Origin of the sequence: Mesorhizobium sp. 131-2-1 (assembly GCF_016756535.1) — a bacterium.
In the GTDB taxonomy this organism is placed as follows: domain Bacteria; phylum Pseudomonadota; class Alphaproteobacteria; order Rhizobiales; family Rhizobiaceae; genus Mesorhizobium.
On record NZ_AP023247.1, the window covers coordinates 3,606,128 to 3,628,555 of the forward strand.

Annotated in this window: 19 protein-coding genes; 8 read left to right on the top strand and 11 right to left on the bottom strand. The window is 62.4% G+C overall.

Features of this window, described 5'->3' with window-relative positions:
• Positions 1 to 72: 72 nt before the first annotated feature.
• From JG743_RS17415 to JG743_RS17440, 6 genes are read right to left on the bottom strand one after another with little or no spacing between them, the layout of a single operon-like run.
• Positions 73 to 1,044 carry an NAD-dependent epimerase/dehydratase family protein gene (locus JG743_RS17415; protein WP_202292038.1) on the bottom strand — a complete coding sequence of 324 codons (972 nt, stop codon included), beginning with the start codon at positions 1,042 to 1,044 and terminating at the stop codon, positions 73 to 75.
• A 1-nt stretch (position 1,045) separates the two neighbouring features.
• The gene (locus JG743_RS17420; protein WP_202292039.1) at positions 1,046 to 1,960 is read right to left on the bottom strand and encodes a sulfotransferase; all 915 of its coding nucleotides are present in this window, start codon (positions 1,958 to 1,960) and stop codon (positions 1,046 to 1,048) included.
• Positions 1,961 to 1,976: 16 nt separating this feature from the next.
• A complete protein-coding gene (locus JG743_RS17425; RefSeq protein ID WP_202292040.1) occupies positions 1,977 to 3,179 on the bottom strand; it encodes a DUF4915 domain-containing protein in 1,203 nt (400 codons plus the stop codon).
• Positions 3,176 to 3,856, bottom strand: a complete 681-nt coding sequence (locus JG743_RS17430; RefSeq protein ID WP_202292041.1) for a glycosyltransferase family 2 protein — start codon at positions 3,854 to 3,856, stop codon at positions 3,176 to 3,178. The genes JG743_RS17425 and JG743_RS17430 overlap by 4 nt, the downstream gene beginning before the upstream one ends.
• Positions 3,819 to 4,778: a transketolase family protein gene (locus tag JG743_RS17435; protein WP_202292042.1), complete on the bottom strand. Its 960-nt coding sequence runs from the start codon at positions 4,776 to 4,778 to the stop codon at positions 3,819 to 3,821. The genes JG743_RS17430 and JG743_RS17435 overlap by 38 nt, the downstream gene beginning before the upstream one ends.
• Positions 4,775 to 5,590, bottom strand: coding sequence for a transketolase (locus JG743_RS17440; RefSeq protein WP_202292043.1), 816 nt, complete (start codon positions 5,588 to 5,590; stop codon positions 4,775 to 4,777). The genes JG743_RS17435 and JG743_RS17440 overlap by 4 nt, the downstream gene beginning before the upstream one ends.
• Positions 5,591 to 5,613: 23 nt before the next feature.
• Between JG743_RS17440 and JG743_RS17445 the strand changes: the two genes are divergently transcribed.
• Positions 5,614 to 7,875 (top strand): hypothetical protein, encoded by a 2,262-nt coding sequence (locus tag JG743_RS17445; protein ID WP_202292044.1) that lies wholly within the window; start codon positions 5,614 to 5,616, stop codon positions 7,873 to 7,875.
• A 117-nt stretch (positions 7,876 to 7,992) separates the two neighbouring features.
• On the opposite strand, the gene JG743_RS17450 is transcribed toward JG743_RS17445, so the two are convergent.
• Positions 7,993 to 8,208 (bottom strand): hypothetical protein, encoded by a 216-nt coding sequence (locus JG743_RS17450; RefSeq protein ID WP_202292045.1) that lies wholly within the window; start codon positions 8,206 to 8,208, stop codon positions 7,993 to 7,995.
• Positions 8,195 to 9,199 carry an AraC family transcriptional regulator gene (locus JG743_RS17455; RefSeq protein WP_202292046.1) on the bottom strand — a complete coding sequence of 335 codons (1,005 nt, stop codon included), beginning with the start codon at positions 9,197 to 9,199 and terminating at the stop codon, positions 8,195 to 8,197. The genes JG743_RS17450 and JG743_RS17455 overlap by 14 nt, the downstream gene beginning before the upstream one ends.
• A 128-nt stretch (positions 9,200 to 9,327) precedes the next feature.
• Here JG743_RS17455 and JG743_RS17460 point away from each other — a divergent pair, with 128 nt between their 5' ends.
• Together JG743_RS17460 and JG743_RS17465 are read left to right on the top strand one after the other, a co-directional pair.
• Positions 9,328 to 10,221 (top strand): SDR family oxidoreductase, encoded by an 894-nt coding sequence (locus JG743_RS17460; RefSeq protein WP_202302678.1) that lies wholly within the window; start codon positions 9,328 to 9,330, stop codon positions 10,219 to 10,221.
• A gap of 265 nt (positions 10,222 to 10,486) precedes the next feature.
• Entirely contained in the window at positions 10,487 to 10,783 is a 297-nt protein-coding gene (locus JG743_RS17465; RefSeq protein WP_202292047.1) for a PilZ domain-containing protein, read from the top strand.
• Between the two features lie 465 nt (positions 10,784 to 11,248).
• Here JG743_RS17465 and JG743_RS17470 read toward each other — a convergent pair whose 3' ends face one another.
• The 3 genes from JG743_RS17470 to JG743_RS17480 form a co-directional block, all read right to left on the bottom strand.
• Positions 11,249 to 11,440, bottom strand: coding sequence for a hypothetical protein (locus JG743_RS17470; RefSeq protein WP_202292048.1), 192 nt, complete (start codon positions 11,438 to 11,440; stop codon positions 11,249 to 11,251).
• A 22-nt stretch (positions 11,441 to 11,462) separates the two neighbouring features.
• Complete coding sequence (locus JG743_RS17475) at positions 11,463 to 11,606, bottom strand: hypothetical protein (RefSeq protein ID WP_202292049.1); 144 nt, start codon at positions 11,604 to 11,606, stop codon at positions 11,463 to 11,465.
• A gap of 1,073 nt (positions 11,607 to 12,679) precedes the next feature.
• The gene (locus JG743_RS17480; RefSeq protein ID WP_202292050.1) at positions 12,680 to 13,132 is read right to left on the bottom strand and encodes a pyridoxamine 5'-phosphate oxidase family protein; all 453 of its coding nucleotides are present in this window, start codon (positions 13,130 to 13,132) and stop codon (positions 12,680 to 12,682) included.
• Between the two features lie 327 nt (positions 13,133 to 13,459).
• Between JG743_RS17480 and JG743_RS17485 the strand changes: the two genes are divergently transcribed.
• The 5 genes from JG743_RS17485 (at position 13,460) to JG743_RS17505 (ending at position 22,399) form a co-directional block, all read left to right on the top strand.
• Positions 13,460 to 14,299 (top strand): universal stress protein, encoded by an 840-nt coding sequence (locus tag JG743_RS17485; protein ID WP_244672813.1) that lies wholly within the window; start codon positions 13,460 to 13,462, stop codon positions 14,297 to 14,299.
• A gap of 12 nt (positions 14,300 to 14,311) precedes the next feature.
• Positions 14,312 to 15,949, top strand: coding sequence for an MBL fold metallo-hydrolase (locus JG743_RS17490; protein WP_202292051.1), 1,638 nt, complete (start codon positions 14,312 to 14,314; stop codon positions 15,947 to 15,949).
• A gap of 74 nt (positions 15,950 to 16,023) precedes the next feature.
• Positions 16,024 to 18,582 (top strand): cation-translocating P-type ATPase, encoded by a 2,559-nt coding sequence (locus JG743_RS17495; protein WP_202292052.1) that lies wholly within the window; start codon positions 16,024 to 16,026, stop codon positions 18,580 to 18,582.
• Between the two features lie 186 nt (positions 18,583 to 18,768).
• Complete coding sequence (locus tag JG743_RS17500) at positions 18,769 to 21,165, top strand: phosphoketolase family protein (RefSeq protein ID WP_202292053.1); 2,397 nt, start codon at positions 18,769 to 18,771, stop codon at positions 21,163 to 21,165.
• Between the two features lie 67 nt (positions 21,166 to 21,232).
• Positions 21,233 to 22,399 carry an acetate/propionate family kinase gene (locus tag JG743_RS17505; protein ID WP_202292054.1) on the top strand — a complete coding sequence of 389 codons (1,167 nt, stop codon included), beginning with the start codon at positions 21,233 to 21,235 and terminating at the stop codon, positions 22,397 to 22,399.
• Positions 22,400 to 22,428 lie beyond the last annotated feature (29 nt).

Genomic DNA, 22,428 nt, shown 5'->3' on the forward strand with positions numbered 1-22,428 from the left:
GAAGTCAAACGGAGCCCTGCCGGTCGATCGGCAAGGAGCCGACGCCCCGTGGGGGCCGCCGCTCTATCTTGGCTATGTGTCCGTCAAGTTGAGGCTCGCTCGATAGAGGCCGAGACGCTCGCGGTCTTCCCGCAACCATTCGATCGTTCGCCGCAAACCGGTTCGCAATGTCGTTTGCGCGGTCCAGCCCAGCTCCGTCGCTGCGCGTCGGGTCTCGGCCTGCCAGATATCCGTGTCCCAGTCTCGATCGGGCATGCTCTGCCAATGCGGTTCGGCCTCGCAGCCGGTGATGTCGCGGACGATATCGACGATTTCCCGCAGCGTGGTTTGCCAACCGGTGCCGATGCTGAATATTGCCCCGGGATCCGCCAGCGGGCGACTGGCCGCGATGATCAAGGCATCGATCACGTCCTCGACCCAGACGAAGTCACGCGCCGTCTTGGCGTTCGCAAGCGGTGGCCATCTCCCGACCATCGCGTGGAGGAGCAGTGACGGCACGAGGCGTCGCGGCTCCTCCCACGGCCCATAGACCGAATAGAGGCGAAGTGTCGGAATGCGGATGCCGGATCGTCTGGCGAGATCGCGGCAGAACGCGGTCGCCGCCGCCTTCGAGATTGCGTAGGCCCCTTCGGGTTCGGCCGCCTCGTCCTCGGAAGGGGCGTGTCTCTTGCGACCGTACTCCAGCGAAGTGCCGGTATGCACGATAGCCTCGACATTCGCCTCAAGCGAAGCAAGCGCCAGCGTGCGGGTGGTCTCCAGGTTCGTCTTCGCGATCATGGCCGCATCGGTCTGCCACGAATAGGCGCCATGGGCGGCCAGATGGAACACGTAGCGTGGCTGCAATCGATGCAGCAGTGCCCGCACGGACGAAGCATCGGTAAGATCGATGGCATGCATCGAGAGCTGAGGCTGTTGTGCGGGAACGCGCCAGGTCGCGAAGCCCGGCCGCAGCAGGAGATCGACCTGCCAGCCCAGCGACAGCAGCCTTCTGACCAGGCTCGCGCCGACGAAGCCGCTGCCGCCGGTCACAACGGCGCGCTGCATCTCAGCGGGTCCGCATCATGGCGAAGTCGCCATAGTCGAACACATCGAGATATTGCCAGGCGGCCTCAGCCACCTGCGCATGCTCTTCGACCGAGAGTTCCGCGGCCGTCGCGCGATTGGCTTCCGGCGTGGCGCGGCGGATCGTTCCCCAGGGGTGGATTTCACGCAACGCCAGACCATTCCACGTCGGCGTCGACAGTGCCGCATGATCCTCGATGCCCAACGCGGACAGAACCGGCGCCAGGGCTTTTCTCGGGTCGGACACGATTTCTTCCAGTCTCACGATGTGCATCCGATCCGGATGGCGGTTGCGCGCGAGCAGGGCATGGTATTGGTTCAGGCACCAGGCCCGCATGTAGTCCGACAGGCGCATGGGAACCGGCCGCTTCTTCGTATCGGCATAGGCGGAGAACGGATTGCGCACGACATGCAGCATATGGGCGCCGGGCATCGCGGCGAGGATCGTTTCAGAGTCCACCGTGATGATCGGACTGTACCCAACATGGACCTTTTCGCGGCCGCTGCGGTTGTAGTCTTTCCAGGTGTCGAATGTGGACCTGAAGAACGCCGCGACATTGTTCGCGGCGCCGCGGCCGCTGGCCTGCACACATTCGACGTATCGGGCGCAACGCCGATCGTCGTTGAAGTCGAAGGCCATGTCACGAAACTTGCTGACGTGGGGTGTCCGCGCACGCACCTTGCATTCTTCGTCGATGATCAGCTTGTAGTCGTCCATCGGAGCCGCATCGAGCGGGAAGACCGGCCAGCGGTACTTGACCGGGAACAGCGACGTCATCGCGTCGTTGACGAGGCGCGTTCCGATCTGGGACTCGAACGGATAGACGAACAGCTCCGGATGGCCGTCTAGGAAGCGGTGCGTGGTGTTTCCGCCATTTTCGTACATGGCGCCAAGCATCAGCAGGCGAAACCCGTCAGTCATCAATTCCCCCAACATCATTACTGGAAGCGGATCGCCAAGCGTAGAACAGCGTCTGTTCCATGTCCGGCATCCGGCGCGAGCCGTCAAATGGAAGGCGATCGATCATCCGCGACGGGACGGCCTCGATCGCGAAGATCTGGTTGCCGGCCGGCCAGACCAGGCTGGCCACGACGCGCCCGCTTTTGATATCGACCGCGTGCAGCCCGCAAACGCATTTGTCCGGCTCGAGCCCCGGCGCATAGGCGCGAAAGCGCGGGATGATCCGCGAGGTGCCGACGATCGCAAGATCGCCGATCGCGCACAGGCCCCTGGTCCAGCCCCGCAAGCGCGCGACGACCTCGACGCTGCCGTCCGGCGCGCAGCTCACGATGCTGCCGAATCCGCTGTTGGCCACCCACAAGGCATCGCCGACGAAGCGGGGGGAGTGCGGACGGGTCAATCCACGCGTCATCGGCAATCGCGTCGCGCCGCTGAAAACGACGCCGCGCCCCTCCACGGCAAATTCGATCTCGCCTGGTCGCGCGCCGACGAGATCATCCTTGGACGCCGTGAAGCAGCTTTCGGCCAGGTTCTTTCCTGCCGCGATGCCGTTGAGTTGCAAATGATTGAGGCCAAAATCCGCTCCGGTGTCTCCCTCGATGCACGACGGCCACCATACGCGCCGGCTATCGCCGCCCGCCGGGAATGCCACAATGGCGTTTTCACCAACCGCGCTTCCATGAAGCTCAGGGCCGATCATCGCCAGATCGTGCAGGTAGGTGCTACCGGGCAGGAAGCGCGCACTCGCGGGCATGAGCAAGTGCCCGGCAACGCCTTTCGACCCAAGATCCCTGCGCTGCAGAAGCCCGTCCGTCGGCCGCAGGGTGTACAACACATTCGGATTGCGTGTGCTTGCGACATGGACTTCCCCGCGAGCCGCGTCGAAAGCAATGCCCGACGGATGCGGCAGCCGCAGATAGCTCACCTGGGGTGATCCCGTTGCCATCGAGAGCGCCATCAGGAGGTGCTCGTATTCGCGGCTGACCAGCAAGGTGACGCCGGCCTCGGCGAGACACTGCCACCACGGTCCGGTCACCTCGGCTTCAAGCAGGCTGCTGTCGATGGCTCCCGCGTCCTGCCACTGCGCCACGACGCTGGCCGGGTCACGCCAGGCTTGATGGTCGGCCAGGAAGGAGGCGTCGTTCTCGTCGCTCAACTTTGCCATCTCATTTGCAGCGCTCCGCGATAGAGCCGCATGGCCGTCCGCCATCCGGTTGTCGAGCGGCCGCCGTGTCGAGGGCCGGATGCCACGCCGAGCGGGATCATCGAATATCCATGGCGGTGACAGGCTATGCAGAATTCCAGATCGATCAGATCGTCATCGCGCTGCAGATCCAGGAGCGCCTCGAAGCGGCGATGAAACAGTTTCGGCGTGCCGTTGATATCACGCAGCCGAAGCCCGAACAGCAGACGCGCCTCGAGATTGTACAGCCGCGATCCGAGCGCTCGAAGCCATGCCCGGCCATGCTTCCGTTCGGCTTTGAGGACACGGTCCGGCCGGCTCATTCCGGCATCCAGCGCCCGCCGCAAATCATCTCCGGCTGTACGTGCCGAATTGGTGTAACACAGAAATTCTCCGCGAGCGGCTGCTAGGCCTGTCCTGACCGCGTGGCCCCAACCCGCAACGTCGGCGCTTAGCGTGCGCACATTGGCGTGGCGGATTGCCAGCTCCGCGCAGAGCGCGGCGCTTTCGTCACGCGACCCATTCTCGACGAGGATGATTTCCCACGGCAGGGAAAGACCGCGCAGGGCGGCATGATATTCGCCAATCACGGTGACGACATGGTCGGCCTGGTTATGGATGGGTAGAATGATCGACACTGTCGGGTTCATGGCGACTCAACAAAAGCAGTTCCCGGGCGGCAGACGCAATCCGGCCGGCGGTCAATCCACTGCGTTCCATCAGCCAGGCTGCACTACCTCCGCGGCCTGCACCGGGCTGGGTTGCCGCGAGGCGGCGGAAAGGTCTCGCCAATCCGGCTTCCGCGAGAACCTCCGCGACCAATGAACCCAGTCCGCCTGCCTGCTGATGCGCCTCGATCGTCAGCACGGCGTTGGCATCGGCCAATGCGGTTCGCAAATCGGCCAGCGGCGCGGGCGCAAGGCATGGCACGGACAACACCGTCGCCTGCACGCCGCCGCTTGCAAGAGCCTCCGCGGCCGTCATGGTCTCCGCGACAAGAGCACCCGTTGAAATGAGCAGCACGCCAGCGCCTCGACGCATGGTCTGCGCCCGACCGAGTTCAAACTGACCGCCCGAGATCGCGACCCGCGGGCTGTCCTTGCCTAGCCTGAAATAGACCGGCGAGGGTGCCGACCACACGCGCTCCAGCGCTGCGGCCGCCTGGGGTCCATCGATCGGCGCAAGCACCATCATTCCAGCCAGCGCACGCATGACGGCAATGTCCTCGAGGCTGTGATGGGTCGAACCGCCCGTGCCGTAGTCGAAGCCACCGCCGACGCCGATGATACGGACGGGCAGTTCGTGCGCAATCGGGCCGTTGCGAATGAATTCGTAAGGCCGCAGCGTTGCAAAGGTCGCAATCGAATAGCAGAACGGAAGAAGTCCGGCCTCCGCGAGGCCCGTTGCGAGGCCGATCATGTTCTGCTCGGCGACGCCGACATTGACGAACCTGTCCGGATAGGCCTGCGCGAAGGGCTCCACGACAGAGAAGCCGAGGTCGGCGGTCAGCAACATGATGCGTGGATCACGCGCGGCCAGTTCGCAGAGCTTGGCAATGAACTCGTGCCTCACAGCAGCGCCTCGCTCTCCGCCAGAGCCATCGCATATTGTTCGTCCGACATCGGCAGATAGTGCCAGCGCACCTGGCGCTCCATGAAACTCACGCCACGACCCGATATGGTCCGCGCCAGCACCACCAGCGGCTGCTGGTGATGCGGGCGTATCGCCTCGCGTACCGCCGCGGGCGCATGCCCATCCACTTCCCGAACCGCCCATCCACAACTCGACCAGAGTTCCGGCATCCGCGTTTGGTTCATGATCTCGGCGGTCGGGCCCAGCGCCTGCTGTCCATTGACATCGACGACGACGATCAGATTCGCGAGTCGATGATGCCCGGCAAACATCGCCGCCTCCCAGGTCGATCCTTCATTGCACTCCGCGTCGGACAGCAGGACATAGGTGCGGCGGTCCTTGCCGAGCAGGCGCGCGGCGAGCGCCGATCCCGTGCCGATCGACAGGCCAAGGCCGAGCGAGCCGGTCGAGAAGTCGACGCCGGGGAGGTGGTGGGTCGGGTGCACGCCCAGGCGGGAATCATCGGCGCAATAGCTTGCCAACTCGGCGCGGCCGAGCCATCCGCGCAAAAACAGGGCGGCGTAGAGCGCAAGCGCTGCGTGCCCCTTTCCGAGGACGAAGCGATCGCGATCCGGATCGTCCGGCGAGTTCAATCGCATCGCTCCGCCATAGAGGGCTGCGAGAATATCCACCACAGACAGCGCCGAGCCTATGTGCCCGACATGAGCGCGATATGATTCTTCAAGGATCAGCTTGCGCAGGGCCCGCGAACTCAGGATTTGCTGATCAGCGAGCGCCTGGTCAGGCTCCATGACAGCCCACGGCGTTCATGCTAGTGGTCGACATCATGCGATTGCCCTCTCGTATGATCCGATACACTAGCGCATTCTTCGCCGATCTTGGAAGTCGGCCTGTACTTCTCCTCTGTTTGGGAATTCTGCTTGCCTGGCTGATGGCGGGCGTCCCTTTCATGAGCTTTGGCACCCCGACCGGTCTGTGGGGCGATCGTACCTTCCTGTTGCTTCACGGCAGGCTGTTTCTCGATTGGCCACATGTCTTTCGCACAGATGCCCTCGGTTTTCCGGATCGGCTGGATCTGCTCAGCTTTCCGTTCACTGATCTCACCGAACGCGTCGTGCAATTTCTGACCACGCGCCTGACCGGTGACGTCGTCGTCGGCGCCAATGTGTATTTCGTCGTCATCGTCGCGGCGAACTTCGCAGCAGCCTTCTGCGCGTTGCGCAGCTTTCGGATTAGGCCCTGGTGGTCTCTCGCCGGCGCCTTCGCCTTTGCGTTCATTCCCTATTTCGCCGAGCGTTCGACCGGACACGATTATCTGGCCGCCTATTATGCGGCGCCGCTTGCGTTCCTGATCCTGCCCCGCATCGTCACGGCAGTTCGCCAGCAGTCGCTGGCCGGCATAATGAAGGATCCGGTCACGCTCGTATGCTGCATGGTGATCGCCACTTCGGGTATCTACTACAGCTTCTTTTCCCTGCTTACCTGGGGGTTTGCCGGGCTGGCCCTGGCCGCGCAGGAGCGGGACTGGCGCTATCTGCCGGCCATGGCGCTCCCGGCTTGCCTGACGCTGGCCGTACTGGTGCCGATCCTTGCGTTCTTCGTCGCCGTCGCCCCAGGCGATGCCGGCGGCTTCCCGGCAAGAACAGCGGCCGACCAGCCGCTCTATGGTTTTCGTATCTCCGACGTGATCGTCGGGCTGGAGCCATTCGGCGTCGCGCGCAATACATTGCGTGACTACATGGCCATTCGCGGCAAGACCGAGGGAACGGACGCCTGGCCCGGCCCCGTCCTGTCGGCTTTCGCTTTGCTGGCCGCCCTGTTCGGCACGTTGCTGCTGCGAAGGCGCGGTCCTGGCGCTAGGCCGGGCCACGAAGGCCTGACGCCGACATTGAACGCGTATCTCGCCTTCTGCATGATCTTTTGCGCACCCTTCGGCCTGGGGTTGATCTTCAACCTGTTGATCAGGCCGGAAATCCGCGCACAGAATCGGATCGCTCCGTTCTTTGCATTCGCGGCGCTGCTGGTGCTTCTCGGGCTATGGCGGCGCGTAGCGCTTCGGCTGAAATCACGATTCGGCCGTTCGATCGGCGGCGCGACAGCCGCGGTCGCCCTGGTTGCTCTTTTGCTTGTAAACAGCATGGGCAGCGCAGCATTGTTTGCGCGACAACAGCGCGCCTTGCTGCGCCAGCCGGCGTTTGCCACGGAGATGACAAGCATCCGCGCGACTTTGGCCGCGGCGGATACTGAAGGATTGCAGCGGATTCTCCAACTGCCGACAGCGGCCTGGCCCGAAGCGCCCGCGATCCGTGACTTCGAGCCTTACAACCATCTATTGCCCTTTATCTTCAGCGCCCCGGGCATTTCCCGGCACTGGAGCTACGGCAGTACATCGGGGGCAAGCGAAAGCCTGTCGCGCTCGCAAATCCTGCTGAAGATCGCAAACTGGCCCTGCGCGCTGGCGGAGCTGTCAGCCAGCTTCAATTTCGATGCGGTGCTAATCGATCGCCGTGGCTATGATGCCGCCGAGCTCGCGGCATGGGACAGCCGGCTGACCGCGGTCGGCGCGCGGCTGGTCAGCGACGATCCGCTTCGCCGCCTGTATCGCTTGTCAACCTCGGACTGTTCGCAGCCCCTGTTGCCATCCGATCGATGGCTCAGCGCAGCCGCCGGCGGTGAGCTCGATCCGCTGCTCGATCGGGGATGGCATTCGCCGGAGGCATGGGGACGTTGGGGCAAGGACGCGGTGCAGCGCATACTTCTGCCCAATCGCGGCCTGGGCAGCCGTGGCGTTGTCGTCGATCTGCGGATCATGCAGCTCGCCGACAAGGACGGTCGAATTCCGCGCGTCGAGGTGCGCGTCAATCAGACCCTCATCACCACGATCAGCGTTGCACGATCGATGCAGCCGGAAGAGCACCGCATCGTCATTCCCCGCCTGCTCCTGCCGCAGACCGGCTTCACGACGATCGAGCTGAGGCCGGAGGGCTTCGTGGCTGCTTCGAGGGCGACGCCTGAAGATAAAAGGTTGCTTGGGGTCGGTTTGATTGCAATGCGCGTGGCGCCATCGATCCAGTAAGGCACGATCGGCCATGTGGCGCCGGCCATTGGCGTGGTCCGTCGGGGTAGGCTGTGGACGACCGACCGAGCCTGGCTTCCCTCGGAATGCAAATTCGAACCATGTCCAAGTGAGCGGCTACTTTTTCTGCCGGGCCCACCTGGTCGCCTGCTCCGCCTTGTCAAGTGCAAGGAATGGCAACAAGACCAACAACATCGCGGCGACGGCAATGAGATTTGCCGCGTCTTCGATCGCGCGAATAACGACTTTCACAGCTACTACCCCCCACCCGACATAGTAATAGCTGAAGTTGACTTCAACCTCAAGATGTAGGGCTGGGTCAAGCACTTGCATCGAGGCTCATTGCAACCGCTTCAACCGTGGTGCGTTCGAGCCGATCGACCCGGGCGGCTTCCGCCTCATCGTCCACGGGGTTGGTGGTCAGGTCGCGGCTGTATTGCCGTGGCGAGCGGCCCATGACCCGCTTGAAGGCGGTGCTGAAGGCGCTTTCGGATTCATAGCCGAGCGACGGCGCTATGACGGAGATGGGATCATCGCTGTTCTCCAGCCTGTCGCTGGCCAGCAGCATGCGCCAGCGTGTCAGATAGTCCATCGCCGGCACGCCGACCGTTTCCCTGAACTTCAACGCGAAGCTCGATCGCGACATGCCGGCGCGCGCGGCCAGTTCCTGCAATGTCCAGCGATGCGCCGGATCCTCGTGGATGGCGCTGATCGCCGCTCCCATCTGCCTGTCGGCCAGCGCGAACAGCCAGCCAACGCCGCCGCGCAGGCCTTCCGCCATATGCAGGCGCAAGGCCTGGACCAGCATCATATGGGCGAGGTGCTCGGCGACCAGAATGCCGCCCGGCCGCCTTTCGCGCAATTCCTGCATCATCCGCTCGACAGCCCAGCGCAGCGCCGCCTTGTCCTGCTCCGTGCGGATATGGATGATGGGCGGCAGCATCGCCGTCAGCGTCTCGGCGTGGCTGCCGCCGAGAACGAAGCGGCTGCCGACCAGAAAGAAATCGCCACCGCCATTGTAGGAGACGACGCCGCCGTGGCGGGCCGGCGCGAAGACCACCTGCGCTTCGACCGGTTCCAGCGCGAGGTCGCTGGCAAGCCCGAAAGGCCGCCCCGCCGGAAGCAGGAAGCAATCGCCGGCGCGCAGGCGAACGGCATCCGCCACGCCCTCGACGGACAGCCAGCATTCACCGGAGACCACGGCGTAGCATTTGATGCCGCTATTCCGGGGAAAGTGAATCGACCAGTCGCCACCGGCGTCGAAGCCGGCCGAAAGGTAGCTGCGCGGCTTCAGCAGCGACAGCACGTCTGAGAGAGGGTCCATGGCAAATCTCGGACGATCACGAAGATAATGCGGACCCTACAGCATAGATCGTACGTCGTTCAACCACTAACTTGGTCATGACGGGGCGGCGAGGCCCTCCAATACTCTTTCAACGAAAGGAAGTCATGATGCGTGTTTTCGTCACCGGAGCCACGGGCTTTGTCGGCTCTGCCGTCGTCCAGGAACTTCTCGATTCAGGACACCAGGTGCTTGGCCTGGCGCGCTCGGAGGCGGGCGCCCGGTCGCTCGCCGCTAGCGGCGCCGAGGTGCATCGCGGCGACATCGAGGATCTAGACAGTCTGCGCAGCGGAGCAGGCAGAACGGATGGCGTGATCCATACCGCCTTCAACCACGATTTCTCAAAATTCGCCGAAAACTGCGCGGCGGACCGGCGCGCCATCGAGACGCTCGGCGCGGTGCTCGAAGGCTCCGACCGTCCGCTGCTCGTCACCTCCGGACTGGTGCTGCATGTGTCGGGCAGCATGGCGACGGAGGGTGATATGCCCGTTGCCGCCACCGCCCAATATCCGCGCGCTTCGGAAGCGACGGCAGCCGCGCTGGCGGAGCGTGGCGTCCATGCTTCCGTGGTGCGTCTTCCGCCGTCCGTCCATGGCGACGGCGATCACGGCTTCGTTCCGCTGCTGATCGGCGTCGCCCGCGAGAAGGGTGTCTCGGCCTATGTCGGCGATGGGCTCAATCGCTGGCCGGCGGTGCATCGGCTCGATGCCGCGAGCCTCTTCCGGCTGGCGCTCGAGCAAGGGGCGAGGGGAGCCCGCTACCACGCAGTCGCCGACCAGGGCGTGCCGACGCAGGAGATCGCCGAAGTCATCGGCCGGCGCCTCGGCGTTCCTGTCGTCGCCAAGACCCGCGCAGAGGCGGCCGGCCATTTCGGCTTTATCGGCGACTTCTTCGGCTTGGACTGCCCGGCCTCGAGCGAGCAGACCAGGGATTTGCTGGGATGGCAGCCAAAGCAGCCCGGGCTCATCCCGGATCTCGATCGGCCGCGCTATTTCGAAAGCTGAACCGGCGGGCGCCGGCAGAGCTCAAGGGGAGAGGGCAGGCCGGCGCAATATTTCTCAAGGAACGATCCAGGCGGCTGACCGGACATGTCCGGCAGCCGCCAATTCCTTGCACGGAGGGTCCGCCGGCGGCCCGAGGTGACCGGTAGCCGAGCGGGTTGTCTTTGGGATATCATTCGACTTCGCGTAGCTGGCAGGCCAATAAAGCGCCGGCTAATATGAGGGGCGCCCGCCGCGAGGGTGATTCCAGATCGAGCAAAGCACGCGCATGGAACCCGACGAACCCAGACGAGAGCGCCGCCTTCACCCGCGTGAGATTGTCCTGAAAGAGGCCACGATCGTCGCGGGTCCGGACTACCCGGCGATTGGCTGTTCCATCCGCAACCAGCATGAAAGAGGGGCCGAACTGCGCGTTCCTGCCGACGCCTTCGTGCCGGAGCGTTTTCTCCTGCATGTGCCCGACGATGCGGCCACCTATCAAACAGTGGTGCGCTGGCGACGGAAGGAGCGGCTTGGCGTCCAGTTCTACGGCGTGCCCCAGTCTGCCAAGACGGCTGCGGACTAGCCTGTCCGGCTGTTTCGAGTTCCACATGACAGGCGGGGAGCGCCTGACGCTGTCGGCGAATGGGAAATCGTGCCGGAAGGGTATTTCAAATGCATTGGCGCAGGTGACGACCGCCAATGTCGAGGCCTTTGTGGCACACCTTTGCGGCGCATACCTATAGCTGAAAAAGGGCCGACGTTCCCATAGTAGCGCCGACCCTTAAGAACAATCGCGATGTTCTTAGCCAACTGGCTGCATCAGGTGCCGACGCCCGTTGTGCCGTTGCAGGAACCGATCGGCGAGTTATCCAGCGTGGTGCAGAGACCAGTAAAACGACCCGTAACCCAGCCGCCGATCGCAAGGATCGCCATGATCGCAAGCGCAGGGTGCCTAACATAAGAGGCTGATAATAAATCTATTCTTGGCGCACTTAACTATTTGTGGCGATCACCCAGCTGGATCTGGCTAATATATATCCGGCTATAACTACCGATTGACGATGATGAATCGCGGGCAGCCCGTCACCGCATAAGACGGCGTCGTGAACGTCCCTGTTCCCGTGAAGTAGCGGCAGGCATACCCGTCCGCGACCTTCTCTTGATAAAGCAGAACGCCGCTCGACGTCGCGAGCAGCGCGGCAATGGAAAGAAGGGCCAGTAGGCACAGGCCGGCGAGCACTAGCCGCATTTTCCACCGCTGCTCAGTTGAGCGAGACAAGCCCGTGGAAATTCTCTGCCTGCTCGAAAGTGCGAGTCAGCTGAGATGTATAGGCGCCCTTGTTTGCCAGACCGTCCCAGACGAAGAACGCAGCAATAGCGGCGACGATCAGGAGAATGGGTCGCATCGACCACCTCTCGATCTATGCCGGCTGAAGCTGTCCGACCGAGTGCGCGCGCATCCTCAACACAAGAAGGCGTATCGCGGCATATAGCCCGATCACGTTAAGGACGATCGCGGTGTTGATGAAGACTGATAAGACGCAGAATGCGCTGGGGACGTAACACACGGTTTCCATGACCTAACCCCTTTACCACCGTTGGTCTAGTGGCCTCCTCCGCCCGCTCTCTAAGCATGCTCCTGCTTCAGTTGAAATACAAGAGATCGCTAATATAGGCTTGTCATCGCTTGCCTCCGCCAGCCGGCCGCCCGCGCCTCAGCCTCAGAGCCACCGCTCGGGAGTCCAGAACCCTAGCCAGCTAGTGCCATACCGATAGCTATGCCAAGGCCGATAGCGAGGCCCATCACGAGCTTGCCGGCAAATTCTATGGCGAAGTCGCGGATAGGGCTCCAGGCGTCCCTACGGGACTCCCTGATGGCGCTGGCGAGGTCGTCAAAAGCCGTGTCCATAGAGCGATTCTAGATCGAAACCGGGCGGATGTGAATCCCAGCTTCATGGCGTTATCGCACCAGTGCCTAGCGACCACGATTTAGGCGCCAGCTCGCGCCAGACGCATCGGCGGTGGCCAGCCGAAACGTACGCTGGCGGGGCTCCTTGGCTCGACAATCGAAAACGGAACGCAACTCAGAGCTAAAGCGTTGAAGAGGCGACGTTAAATCGAACTGGGGGCTTGGATGAGCTCTCTTCGTGAAAGGCCTACCACCCTAGCGCTCCACATTACAGAAGCGGAACGCCATGCTCGCTTTGAAAAGAACGCCCGTCTGAGGGAGCTGCGGTCTCAAGCCTCTTTACTCGTGTTCGATCCTCATGCTGCGTTTCATGATGAGATCGATTGCACAGCCATCTTCGAGAAACTCCAAGGCCATCTTAGCAAATCCTGAAACAAAAGCCGGGGTAGACCGTTGGCGACACAGTGAGTGGAGCCGGGGCTCATCGGCCCCGTGAAGCACCTGCGGGGCGAGGATGACCTACGCCACGCTCCGCTGCAGGATTTCCGCGAAGAGAGCTCGGCTAAGCGCTCAGCACGTGACGAGATCGGTGTGGCCAAAACCCTTCGAATAGTCGAGCACCGAGATGACCGTAGGCATCACGCGAAATATGCGGACCTGGTCAGGAGTCGGCATCGGGCCCGGCAGCGAAACCTGCTCCGGATACTTCAGCGGCAGCATCCGCAGGACCTTTTCCGCTTCGGCCCGGTCTGCTACCGCCTGCGCGTGCGCCGCCATGGAAAGTCCGGTGATTTCCATCACCTGTGGCGTGTCGTGATCGATCGTCAAGGACACGCGGTCGTCTCGCGCCAGATTCACAGCCTTCTGGCTTTCCAGACCGCAGAGGAAGTAAAGGTTAAGGCCCTCGTTGACGTAGCCGACGGTCGTCGCCTGCGGCCAGCCGTCCGGCCTTAGCGTTGCGATCGTCATGACCCGATGCTTGTCCAACAACGTCACGATCTTGTTTCTGATCTCTTCGTTCATCCGTTGTCTCCAAAGTCCTTGCTGACCGTGACCATGGTAGGGGTCGTAGACCGCCTCGCATTGACGCACATCAACGCAAAACCGGGCAAACGCGCATCGTCAGCATTGCTGGCGGAATGAAACGCAAATTATCTAGCCCCCCCTCTGCGATACGAGAGGTCGAGTGCCAGCGTTCGCGGCGTCCGGTGGGCTTCCCGAGCGAGCCTATTCCTCGGCCCCACCGACGGTTGCATTTGCGGTGAATCAAAGCGCACGCCGTCCACTGCCTCCATAGATGTCGCAAAGCGCCGGCATCCAGTGGCCCGACCCCGCGCAAAGGAGGCGAATATGATGAAGCCGATAGTATCCCTGTCTCTGGCGACATATCCGGAGGCGAACACGCCAAAGATCGCGTCCAATGCAGTCGCGGTCGCCAGGCACATCGGAGCGACGCTGCACGCGGTCGCCATCAACGTCGACATTCCCGACGTTTCAAACGCTCTGTCGAGCTTCCTGCTCGATCTTCCCAACAAGATCCGGGAGGCCGAAGCGACCAGTCGCAAGTTCGGCAAGAACTTGCTGGAAACAGTTGCAAAAGAAGCATTGCAGGGCGGGGTGAGCTTGACGACGCAGGAGCTGACCGCGCCACCGGCCCTTATTGGGGATACAGCGGCGGCGCAGTGCCGCTATTTCGATATCTGCCTGGTCGGATGGGCGTCTGACAACCATACGGCGCGAATGACGGCCGAGGCAATCGTATTCGGTTCTGGTCGACCGACCCTGCTGCTTCCTGACACCACGGAAATCGGTGCCCTTGACCATGTCGTCATCGCTTGGGATGGCAGTCGCGTGGCGGCGCGAGCCGTTGCCGATGCACAACCGTTTGTGGACCGCGCTTCGATGATCACGGTTGTGACCGTGACGGACGAAAAGCCGCTTCCGGGGCAAGACATCAGTGAACGCCTTGCGCAAGGCCTGAGGACGCGCGGTCTGGCGGCCGAAGCCGCATCAATTCAGCTGGGGCGTCGCCCGATCGCCACTGCTCTCCAGGAGCATGCCCTCGAAATCGGCGGCAAACTATTGGTGATGGGTGGATACGGTCATTCGCGCGTCAGAGACTTCGTGCTCGGTGGGGCGACCGAAGGCATTCTCTCGGATTTGCGCCTGCCCGTTCTCCTGTCGCACTAGGGCATGAGTGCCATGAACGCCAATCGAGGCACTGATCCTGTTTTGCGCTTCCACGGGGCGGCCCACGGCGTTACCGGTTCTTGCTACGAGATCGAAACGCCACGCGCGAGGATCCTCGTCGACTGCGGCCTGTTCCAGGGATCGAAGTCGGAGCGGGCCTTGAACTACGGCGCGTTCCCGTTCCCGCCGGAGGCGATTGACGCCGTCGTCCTGACGCATGCGCATATCGACCACAGCGGCCTTCTGCCAAAACTGGTCAAGCAGGGTTTTGCCGGGCCAATCCACACGACCCGAGCTACGATCGATCTTTGTTCGGTCATGTTGCCGGATGCGGCGCATATCCAGGAAATGGAGGTTGAGCAGCTGAACCGCCGCAATGCGCAGCGCGGGCGGCCGCCGGTCGAGCCGATCTACAGGCAGCAGGATGCAGTAGCGTGCATGACCCTGTTCCGGGCTCTGGAATACGGGGAATGGACCTCCGTCGCCGAGGGCCTTCGGGCCCGCTTCTGGAACGCTGGCCATCTGCTCGGCTCCGCCTCGGTCGAACTCGAGATCGACGTGGAACATCAGAACACACCGATGCGCATATTGTTTTCAGGCGATATCGGACCCGGCCACAAGCTGCTGCATGCCGATCCCGAAGGCCCGGCCGGTGTCGACTATCTCATCTGCGAATCGACTTATGGCGACCGGGACCGTCCGGACGTTTCGCCTGAACAGCGGCGATCCATGCTCGGCGACGTGGTGCGTAGCGCTGCAGAGGCGAGCGGCCCGCTTATCGTTCCCTCCTTCGCCGTCGAGCGAACACAGGAATTGCTGGTAGACCTCTACCTGCTCATGAAAGCGGGAGAGGTGCCGACAGCTCCGATCTTCGTCGACTCGCCACTGGCGACACGCGCCAGCACGATCTTCGAAAGACATGCCGACGACATCGAACATGGCGACGTTCTGCGTCAGGCTCTCAGTTCAGCCCAACTGCGCTTCACCGAAACCATCGAGCAAAGCAAGGCGATCAACCGCCTGACCGGCTTCTTCGTCGTGATCGCCGCCAGCGGCATGTGCGACGCTGGGCGTATCCGCCATCATCTCAAGGCCAACCTCTGGCGCCGGAACGCCACCGTGATGATGGCGGGGTACCAGGCTCAGGGGTCGCTCGGCAGGATACTGCTCGACGGCGCGCAGCGTGTGCGCATCCAGGGCGAAGAGGTCGAGGTCAAGGCCCGTATCAGCCTGTTCGATCTCTACTCCGGCCATGCCGACGCAAGCGAACTCGTCGCCTGGGCCTTGGCTCGAACTCCGGTCAAGCAGACGGTGTTCCTGACGCATGGCGAAGAAGAAGGCTTGGTCGGCCTCAGCGGCCGGCTGGCAGGATCAATGCCTTCGGACAGGATCATCATGCCGGAGCTGGATAACGCTTTCCAATTGACGTCCCACGGCTGTTTGCCGGTCGACGCCAACGAGCCGCGCCGCCTAAAGCCGGAAAAGATTGCCCGCCTCGATTGGCACAACGATCTTTCAAGGCTTCTCCTCGACGTCACCGAGGCCGTCAACACCGCGGCCGACGAACGGGGTCGCGCTGCAATCATAAGACGGATGCGCCGAGCGCTGGACGCGCCAGCAAATGGTGCTTTCGCACGTGACGAAAGCTGATCGCGCATCTTTGAATTTCAATTCTCGCCATACAGGAAGTGCAAGACGGCACGCAGGGACTCCAAGAAGGCCAAATGTCTCGATCCGCTTCATCCACCATTGCAATGCCCGGCCTCAGCGAGGCCGAAGCGCAGGCAAGGCTTGCCAACGAAGGGTTCAACGAATTGCCCAGGTCCAGGCGCCGGACGCCGTTGCGGATTGCCATCGAGGTCTTGCGCGAGCCGATGCTCGCCCTGCTGTTGGGTGGAGGTAGCGTTTATCTGCTTCTTGGCCATCTCCAGGAGGCCTTGATCCTGCTTGCATTTGCCACGTTGTCGGTGGGGATTACGATCGTTCAGGAGGCGCGGACGGAGCGTGTCCTCGAGGCGTTGCGCGACCTGACAAGTCCGCGCGCCCTGGTGATACGCGATGGCGAACGCAAGCGGATTGCGGGTCGCGAGGTGGTGCGCGGCGATACGGTGGTGCTGGGCGAGGGGGATCGGGTTCCGGCCGATATCCTGCTCATCCAGAGCCGGGATATCCAGACCGATGAGTCCTTGCTGACCGGCGAGTCTGTTCCGGTGCGCAAGGTTGCTGCCAGGGATGGCGATCTGCCGGCTGAATGCAGGCCGGGGGGCGACGACCTGCCTTTCGCATTTTCCGGATCACTCGTCGTTCGCGGTTCAGGCATTGGCGAAGTTCTGGCAACCGGGCCGCTCAGCCAGATCGGTGCGATCGGGCAATCGCTGAGCACCATGGAAACCGAAGCACCTCGCTTGCAGCGACAGACAAAGCGCCTCGTCGGCATCTTCGCACTTGTCGGCGGCGCGGTCAGTGTTCTCGCGGTCGTGCTTTATGGCTTGTTGCGGGGCGGATGGCTTGATGCGGTGTTGGCGGGCATTGCGCTCGGCATGTCGATGCTGCCCGAGGAGTTTCCCATGGTGCTGACTATCTTCATGGCCATGGGCGCCTGGCGCATCTCGCAGGCGCGCGTGCTCACCCGTCGCGCAGCAGCGATCGAGACGCTTGGCTCGGCAACGGTGCTTTGCACCGACAAGACCGGAACGCTGACCGAAAATCGCATGACAATTGCAGAAATGAGAACGCCCGATGGCAAACTGCTTCGCCTGAACAACTCAAACAAGGAGATGCCAGCGGCATTTGGGGAGTTGGTCGAGATCGGCGTGCTTGCCAGTGCCGAAATTCCCTTTGATCCGATGGAAAGGGCATTCCACAAGCTTGCCCAGGAGCGCCTGGCGAAGCGCGCTGACAGTGCCGATTGGAAATTGGCCCGCGCCTACGGGTTGGGTCCTGAACTGCTGGCAATGTCGAATGCCTGGCGGCTATCGGCTGATGACAGCGACTGCCTGATTGCCGCCAAGGGTTCGCCGGAGGCGATCGCGGCACTCTGTCGTCTGCCTCCAGGTCGTGTCGCTTCGCTCAAGGATGTTGTGGACGCCATGGCCACGGAAGGACTGCGCGTCTTGGGCGTGGCGCGTTCCAGCCATGCCGGCGATCAACTGCCGGACAAGCAGACCGGCTTCGAATTTGAATTCATGGGTCTCGTCGGGCTTGCTGATCCTCTGCGAGCGGAGGTTCCGAACGCGGTGAGCAATTGTCGCTCCGCCGGCATCAGAGTGATCATGATCACCGGGGACTATCCCGCGACAGCCAGAGCTATCGCCCGCGAGGCCGGGCTCGACTTCAACGATGTCGTCACTGGCGAAGAGCTCAAGGCACAGGATGACGCAGCCCTATCGGCGCGCGTGAAGACCGCAACGGTGTTCGCGCGGATTCTGCCCGAGCAGAAACTGGCAATCGTCAGAGCATTGAAGGCCAATGGCGAGATCGTTGCCATGACGGGAGACGGCGTCAACGATGCGCCTTCGCTGAAAGCGGCCAACATCGGCATTGCCATGGGTGGACGCGGCACGGATGTCGCGCGGGAGGCGTCTTCCATCGTCCTTCTCGATGATGACTTCGGGTCGATCGTCAAAGCCATCCGGCTGGGCCGCCGCATCTACGACAATTTGCGCAAGGCAATGGGCTTCATTCTTGCCGTGCACGTACCGATCGCCGGGCTGGCCCTCCTTCCATTGCTGTTTGGGCTGCCTATCCTGTTCGGACCTATTCACATTGCCTTTCTGGAGATGGTGATCGATCCAGTCTGCTCCCTGGTCTTTGAAGCGGAGACCGAGGAAGACGACACGATGAGGCGTGCGCCGCGGCATCCGGAAGCTGCGCTCTTCTCGCGCTCGTTGATCGCGTGGAGCGTTGTGCAGGGCCTGCTGGCATTCGCGCTTGTTGCTGGCATCTTCCTCGTCGCCTTGCACTGGGGAATGCCGGAAAATGAGATTCGCGCCCTGACATTCTTCTCGCTGGTGCTGACGATCGTTGGGCTGATTTTCGTCAACCGTACGTTCAGCGAGTCGCTGCTTGTTGCGTTGGTCCGGCCAAACCGATCGCTTGCTTTCGTCGTCGTGGTGGTTGCTGCGGCGCTGGGCGGGACACTTGCATGGCCACTCGCAAGTGGCCTCTTCCAGTTCGGACCGCTGCACCTGGACGACCTCGCCGTGACGTTGGCGGCCGGGTTGGCAGTGCTGGTCTGCCTTGAGGTCCTGAAACACTTCTGGCGGGATGGGCTGAAAGCCTGATTGTTGGTGGCAGTATGACCGCGGTTTCGACCAGCGCGAACGCCCAGCTTGCACAATGCGAGCGATGCAGCAGCGGGCGGCCGCGCCGAGCAGGTGATGAACCGAAAGTCGCGCGATGCGTTGGTGGCCCATGGCTAAGGCGGAATCCACGGGCTTTCGCAAAATGAGACAACGGAGCCAAATCAGATGACCGGACAATCGGCAAAAACAGTCAACAGCAACAAACGGATGTCCGACCAGGAGTTGCACGACGTTGACGCCTATTGGCGCGCCGCCAACTATCTTACGATCGGGCAAATCTACCTGCTCGACAATCCGCTGCTTCGGGAGCCCTTGAAGCTGGAACATGTCAAGCCGCGGCTGCTAGGGCACTGGGGGACTTCGCCGGGCCTGAGCTTCATCTACGCCCATCTCAACCGCGCGATCCGGCTCAGGGATGCAAACATGATCTACGTCTGCGGCCCAGGCCATGGCGGTCCGGCCATGGTCGCCAACACCTATCTCGAGGGCATCTACAGCGAACTCAATCCCGACATATCTCTGGACGAAGCAGGCATGCGCAAGCTGTTCCGGCAGTTCTCTTTTCCGGGCGGGATTCCGAGCCATGCTGCACCGGATGTCCCGGGCTCGATCCATGAGGGTGGCGAATTGGGCTACGCGCTTTCGCATGCTTTTGGCGCAGCCTTCGACAATCCGGATCTCGTCGTCGCCTGCGTGGTCGGCGACGGCGAGGCGGAAACCGGGCCACTTGCCACCGCCTGGCATTCCAACAAGTTCCTCAACCCGGCGCGCGACGGCGCGGTGCTGCCGATCCTGCATCTCAACGGCTACAAGATTGCCAACCCGACCATCCTTGCCCGCATCCCGGAAGACGAATTGCGCGCCCTGTTCGTCGGCTACGGCTACGAGCCGCTGTTCGTCGAAGGCCATGAACCGGGGTCAATGCATGAGAGGATGGCGGTTGTGATCGATGATGCGCTGGACCGCATCAGGGCAATCCAGGACGAGGCTCGCGGCGGTGGCGTAGTTGCACAACGCCGGCCGAAGTGGCCAATGATCGTGCTGCGAAGCCCGAAAGGCTGGACCGGCCCGAAGGAAGTCGACGGGCTGAAAACCGAAGGCTTCTGGCGCGCCCACCAGGTTCCCTTGTCCGGCCTTGCGGAAAACCCCGAGCATTTGAAGATGCTCGAAGAGTGGATGAGGAGCTATCGGCCTGAAGAACTGTTCGATGCGATGGGTTCGCCTGTGGCAACGGTCCGTGCCACCGCTCCGCTAGGCACGAGGCGAATGGGCGCCAACCCGCACGCCAATGGCGGTCTGCTGCGCCGGTCCCTTGAATTGCCCAGACTGCGAGACCACGGCGTTTCCGTTGAACGGCCCGGCGCGGTCAAGGCCGAGTCAACGCGGGTGATGGGCAAATTCCTGCGCGCCGTGATGGAACTGAACGATGCCGCGAAGAACTTCCGCATCGTCGGCCCGGACGAGACGGCTTCGAACCGGCTTCAGGACGTGTTTGAGGTTACCGAGCGCGCCTGGATGGAAATGATCCTGCCCGAGGATGTTCATCTCGGGCGCGACGGAAGGGTTCTGGAAATTCTCTCGGAGCACACCTGCCAGGGCTGGCTTGAAGGCTACCTGCTGACCGGTCGGCACGGCTTCTTCTCCTGCTACGAGGCGTTCATCCACATCGTCGATTCGATGTTCAACCAGCATGCGAAATGGCTGGATGCATGCCGCGAGATTCCCTGGCGACGGTCGGTGGCATCGCTGAACTACCTGTTGTCGAGCCATGTCTGGCACCAGGAACACAATGGCTTCAGCCATCAGGATCCCGGCTTCATCGATGTCGCCCTCAACAAGAAGGCCGATATCGTGCGCGTCTACCTGCCGCCGGACGCCAACAGTCTGCTCTGCGTGACCGACCATGTGCTGCAGACATGGGACCGCATCAACGTCATCGTGGCCGGCAAGCCGCCGTCATGGCAGTGGCTTTCGATGGACAAGGCGATCGTTCACTGCAAAGCGGGCATCGGCATATGGGACTGGGCTTCAACTGACGGCGGAGCAGAGCCGGACGTGGTCTTGGCCTGCGCCGGCGACGTTCCGACCCTGGAAACGCTGGCGGCCGTCCAGATACTCAGGCACCATGTTCCGCAGCTTCGGATCAGGGTGGTCAACGTGGTCGACCTGATGACGCTGCAACCCAGGGAGCATCACCCGCACGGGCTGTCGGATCGCGACTTCGACGCGTTGTTCACCACCGAAAAACCGGTCATCTTTGCCTACCATGGCTACCCTTGGACGATCCATCGGCTGACCTATCGGCGCACCAACCACGACAATATCCACGTGCGCGGTTACAACGAGGAAGGCACGACGACGACGCCTTTCGACATGACGGTCCTGAACGGCCTGGACAGATATCATCTGGTGCTGAGTGTCCTTGACCGTATCCCTGAGCCGACCGGGGCGCATGTCGGACTGAAACAGATCATGGAAGGCAAACTGATCGAGCACGGAGCCTATATCCGCGCCCATGGGCAGGATATGCCGGAGATCCTCGGCTGGAAGTGGGAGCAGTAGCCGATGGAAATCAGTGCGGCGAACGGATCGGCAGTCGGGGTCCGTTGGCGGGCGCGGCGGACAGACCATGAATGACGCGATTCTTGTCCTTAACGGTGGCTCGTCGAGCCTGAAATTCGCGGTGTTTCAGCAGCGTGACGACCTCCACCTGCTGATGCGCGGCAGCATATCGTCAATCCGGCAACGTCCACGGCTGCACGTCGCTCCGACGGCGCTGTCGTCCGGGATCGATCGGAGCTTGGGCGCAGGGTCGATCGATATCGCCAGCGCATTCGAAGTCGTGGGCTCGTTGCTTGCGGACCGCGGACTCCTGCGCCAGATCGGCAAGGTCGGTCACAGGATCGTCCATGGCGGACAGAGTTTTTCCAAAGCAGCCATCCTTGATGCGGAGACGACGAAGGCCTTGCATCGGCTCGAGCCGCTCGCCCCGATCCACCAGGCCATCAATCTCGAAATCGTCAGCTTGGCAGCTCGGCTTTTGCCTGACGCCCTCCAGGTCGGATGCTTCGACACGGCCTTCCACGCGCAGCGGCCGGAACTTGCCAAGCTCTATGGCTTGCCGCGCGAGTTCTCGGAACGAGGCGTGGTTTCCTACGGCTTTCACGGACTTTCCTACAGCCACATCGCAACGAAACTTCGCGGCCACTACGGCGCGAGCGCCGGCGGCCGGGTGATCGCTGCCCATCTGGGCAGCGGAGCGAGCCTATGTGCTATGAGGACAGGGGCAAGTGTCGCCACCACTATGGGGTTCTCAACGCTTGATGGCCTCATCATGAGCACACGTTGCGGCACGGTCGACCCCGGCGTGATCCTGTACCTGTTACATGATCAAAAGCTGTCATTGGATGAGCTGTCCAACCTTCTCTACGAGGAATCCGGTCTGCTGGGTGTCTCCGGCATCTCGGGCGATATGCAGACACTGCTAGGCTCGAGCGACCCTGCAGCCGCGCGAGCCGTCGATCTCTTCATCTATCGTGTCGGGCGCGAGATCGGGTCGCTTGCCGCGGCCCTTGGAGGTCTCGATACCCTCGTCTTCACCGCGGGCATTGGCGAGCACGCACCTGTGATCCGGCAAAAGATCTGCGAAGCCGCCGAATGGCTTGGCGTTGCGGTCGACAATGATTTGAACCAGAACGACGAAGGATTGGTCAGCAGCCCGCAGTCCCGCGTCGACGTCCTTGTCATTCCCGCAGACGAGGAAGCCGCCGTCGCCAGGGAAATCCTCGACGTCTGAACGAGAGCTTCGCTGCGGTCCTGCATCTG

Coding starts and splice junctions, on each gene's coding strand:
- JG743_RS17415 (WP_202292038.1), bottom strand. CDS start 1,044: ATGCAGCGCGCCGTTGTGACCGGCGGCAGCGGCTTCGTCGGCGCGAGC.
- JG743_RS17420 (WP_202292039.1), bottom strand. CDS start 1,960: ATGCTTGGCGCCATGTACGAAAATGGCGGAAACACCACGCACCGCTTC.
- JG743_RS17430 (WP_202292041.1), bottom strand. CDS start 3,856: ATGAACCCGACAGTGTCGATCATTCTACCCATCCATAACCAGGCCGAC.
- JG743_RS17440 (WP_202292043.1), bottom strand. CDS start 5,590: ATGGAGCCTGACCAGGCGCTCGCTGATCAGCAAATCCTGAGTTCGCGG.
- JG743_RS17450 (WP_202292045.1), bottom strand. CDS start 8,208: ATGCAAGTGCTTGACCCAGCCCTACATCTTGAGGTTGAAGTCAACTTC.
- JG743_RS17455 (WP_202292046.1), bottom strand. CDS start 9,199: ATGGACCCTCTCTCAGACGTGCTGTCGCTGCTGAAGCCGCGCAGCTAC.
- JG743_RS17460 (WP_202302678.1), top strand. CDS start 9,328: ATGCGTGTTTTCGTCACCGGAGCCACGGGCTTTGTCGGCTCTGCCGTC.
- JG743_RS17465 (WP_202292047.1), top strand. CDS start 10,487: ATGGAACCCGACGAACCCAGACGAGAGCGCCGCCTTCACCCGCGTGAG.
- JG743_RS17475 (WP_202292049.1), bottom strand. CDS start 11,606: ATGCGACCCATTCTCCTGATCGTCGCCGCTATTGCTGCGTTCTTCGTC.
- JG743_RS17480 (WP_202292050.1), bottom strand. CDS start 13,132: ATGAACGAAGAGATCAGAAACAAGATCGTGACGTTGTTGGACAAGCAT.
- JG743_RS17485 (WP_244672813.1), top strand. CDS start 13,460: ATGATGAAGCCGATAGTATCCCTGTCTCTGGCGACATATCCGGAGGCG.
- JG743_RS17490 (WP_202292051.1), top strand. CDS start 14,312: ATGAACGCCAATCGAGGCACTGATCCTGTTTTGCGCTTCCACGGGGCG.
- JG743_RS17495 (WP_202292052.1), top strand. CDS start 16,024: ATGTCTCGATCCGCTTCATCCACCATTGCAATGCCCGGCCTCAGCGAG.
- JG743_RS17500 (WP_202292053.1), top strand. CDS start 18,769: ATGACCGGACAATCGGCAAAAACAGTCAACAGCAACAAACGGATGTCC.
- JG743_RS17505 (WP_202292054.1), top strand. CDS start 21,233: ATGAATGACGCGATTCTTGTCCTTAACGGTGGCTCGTCGAGCCTGAAA.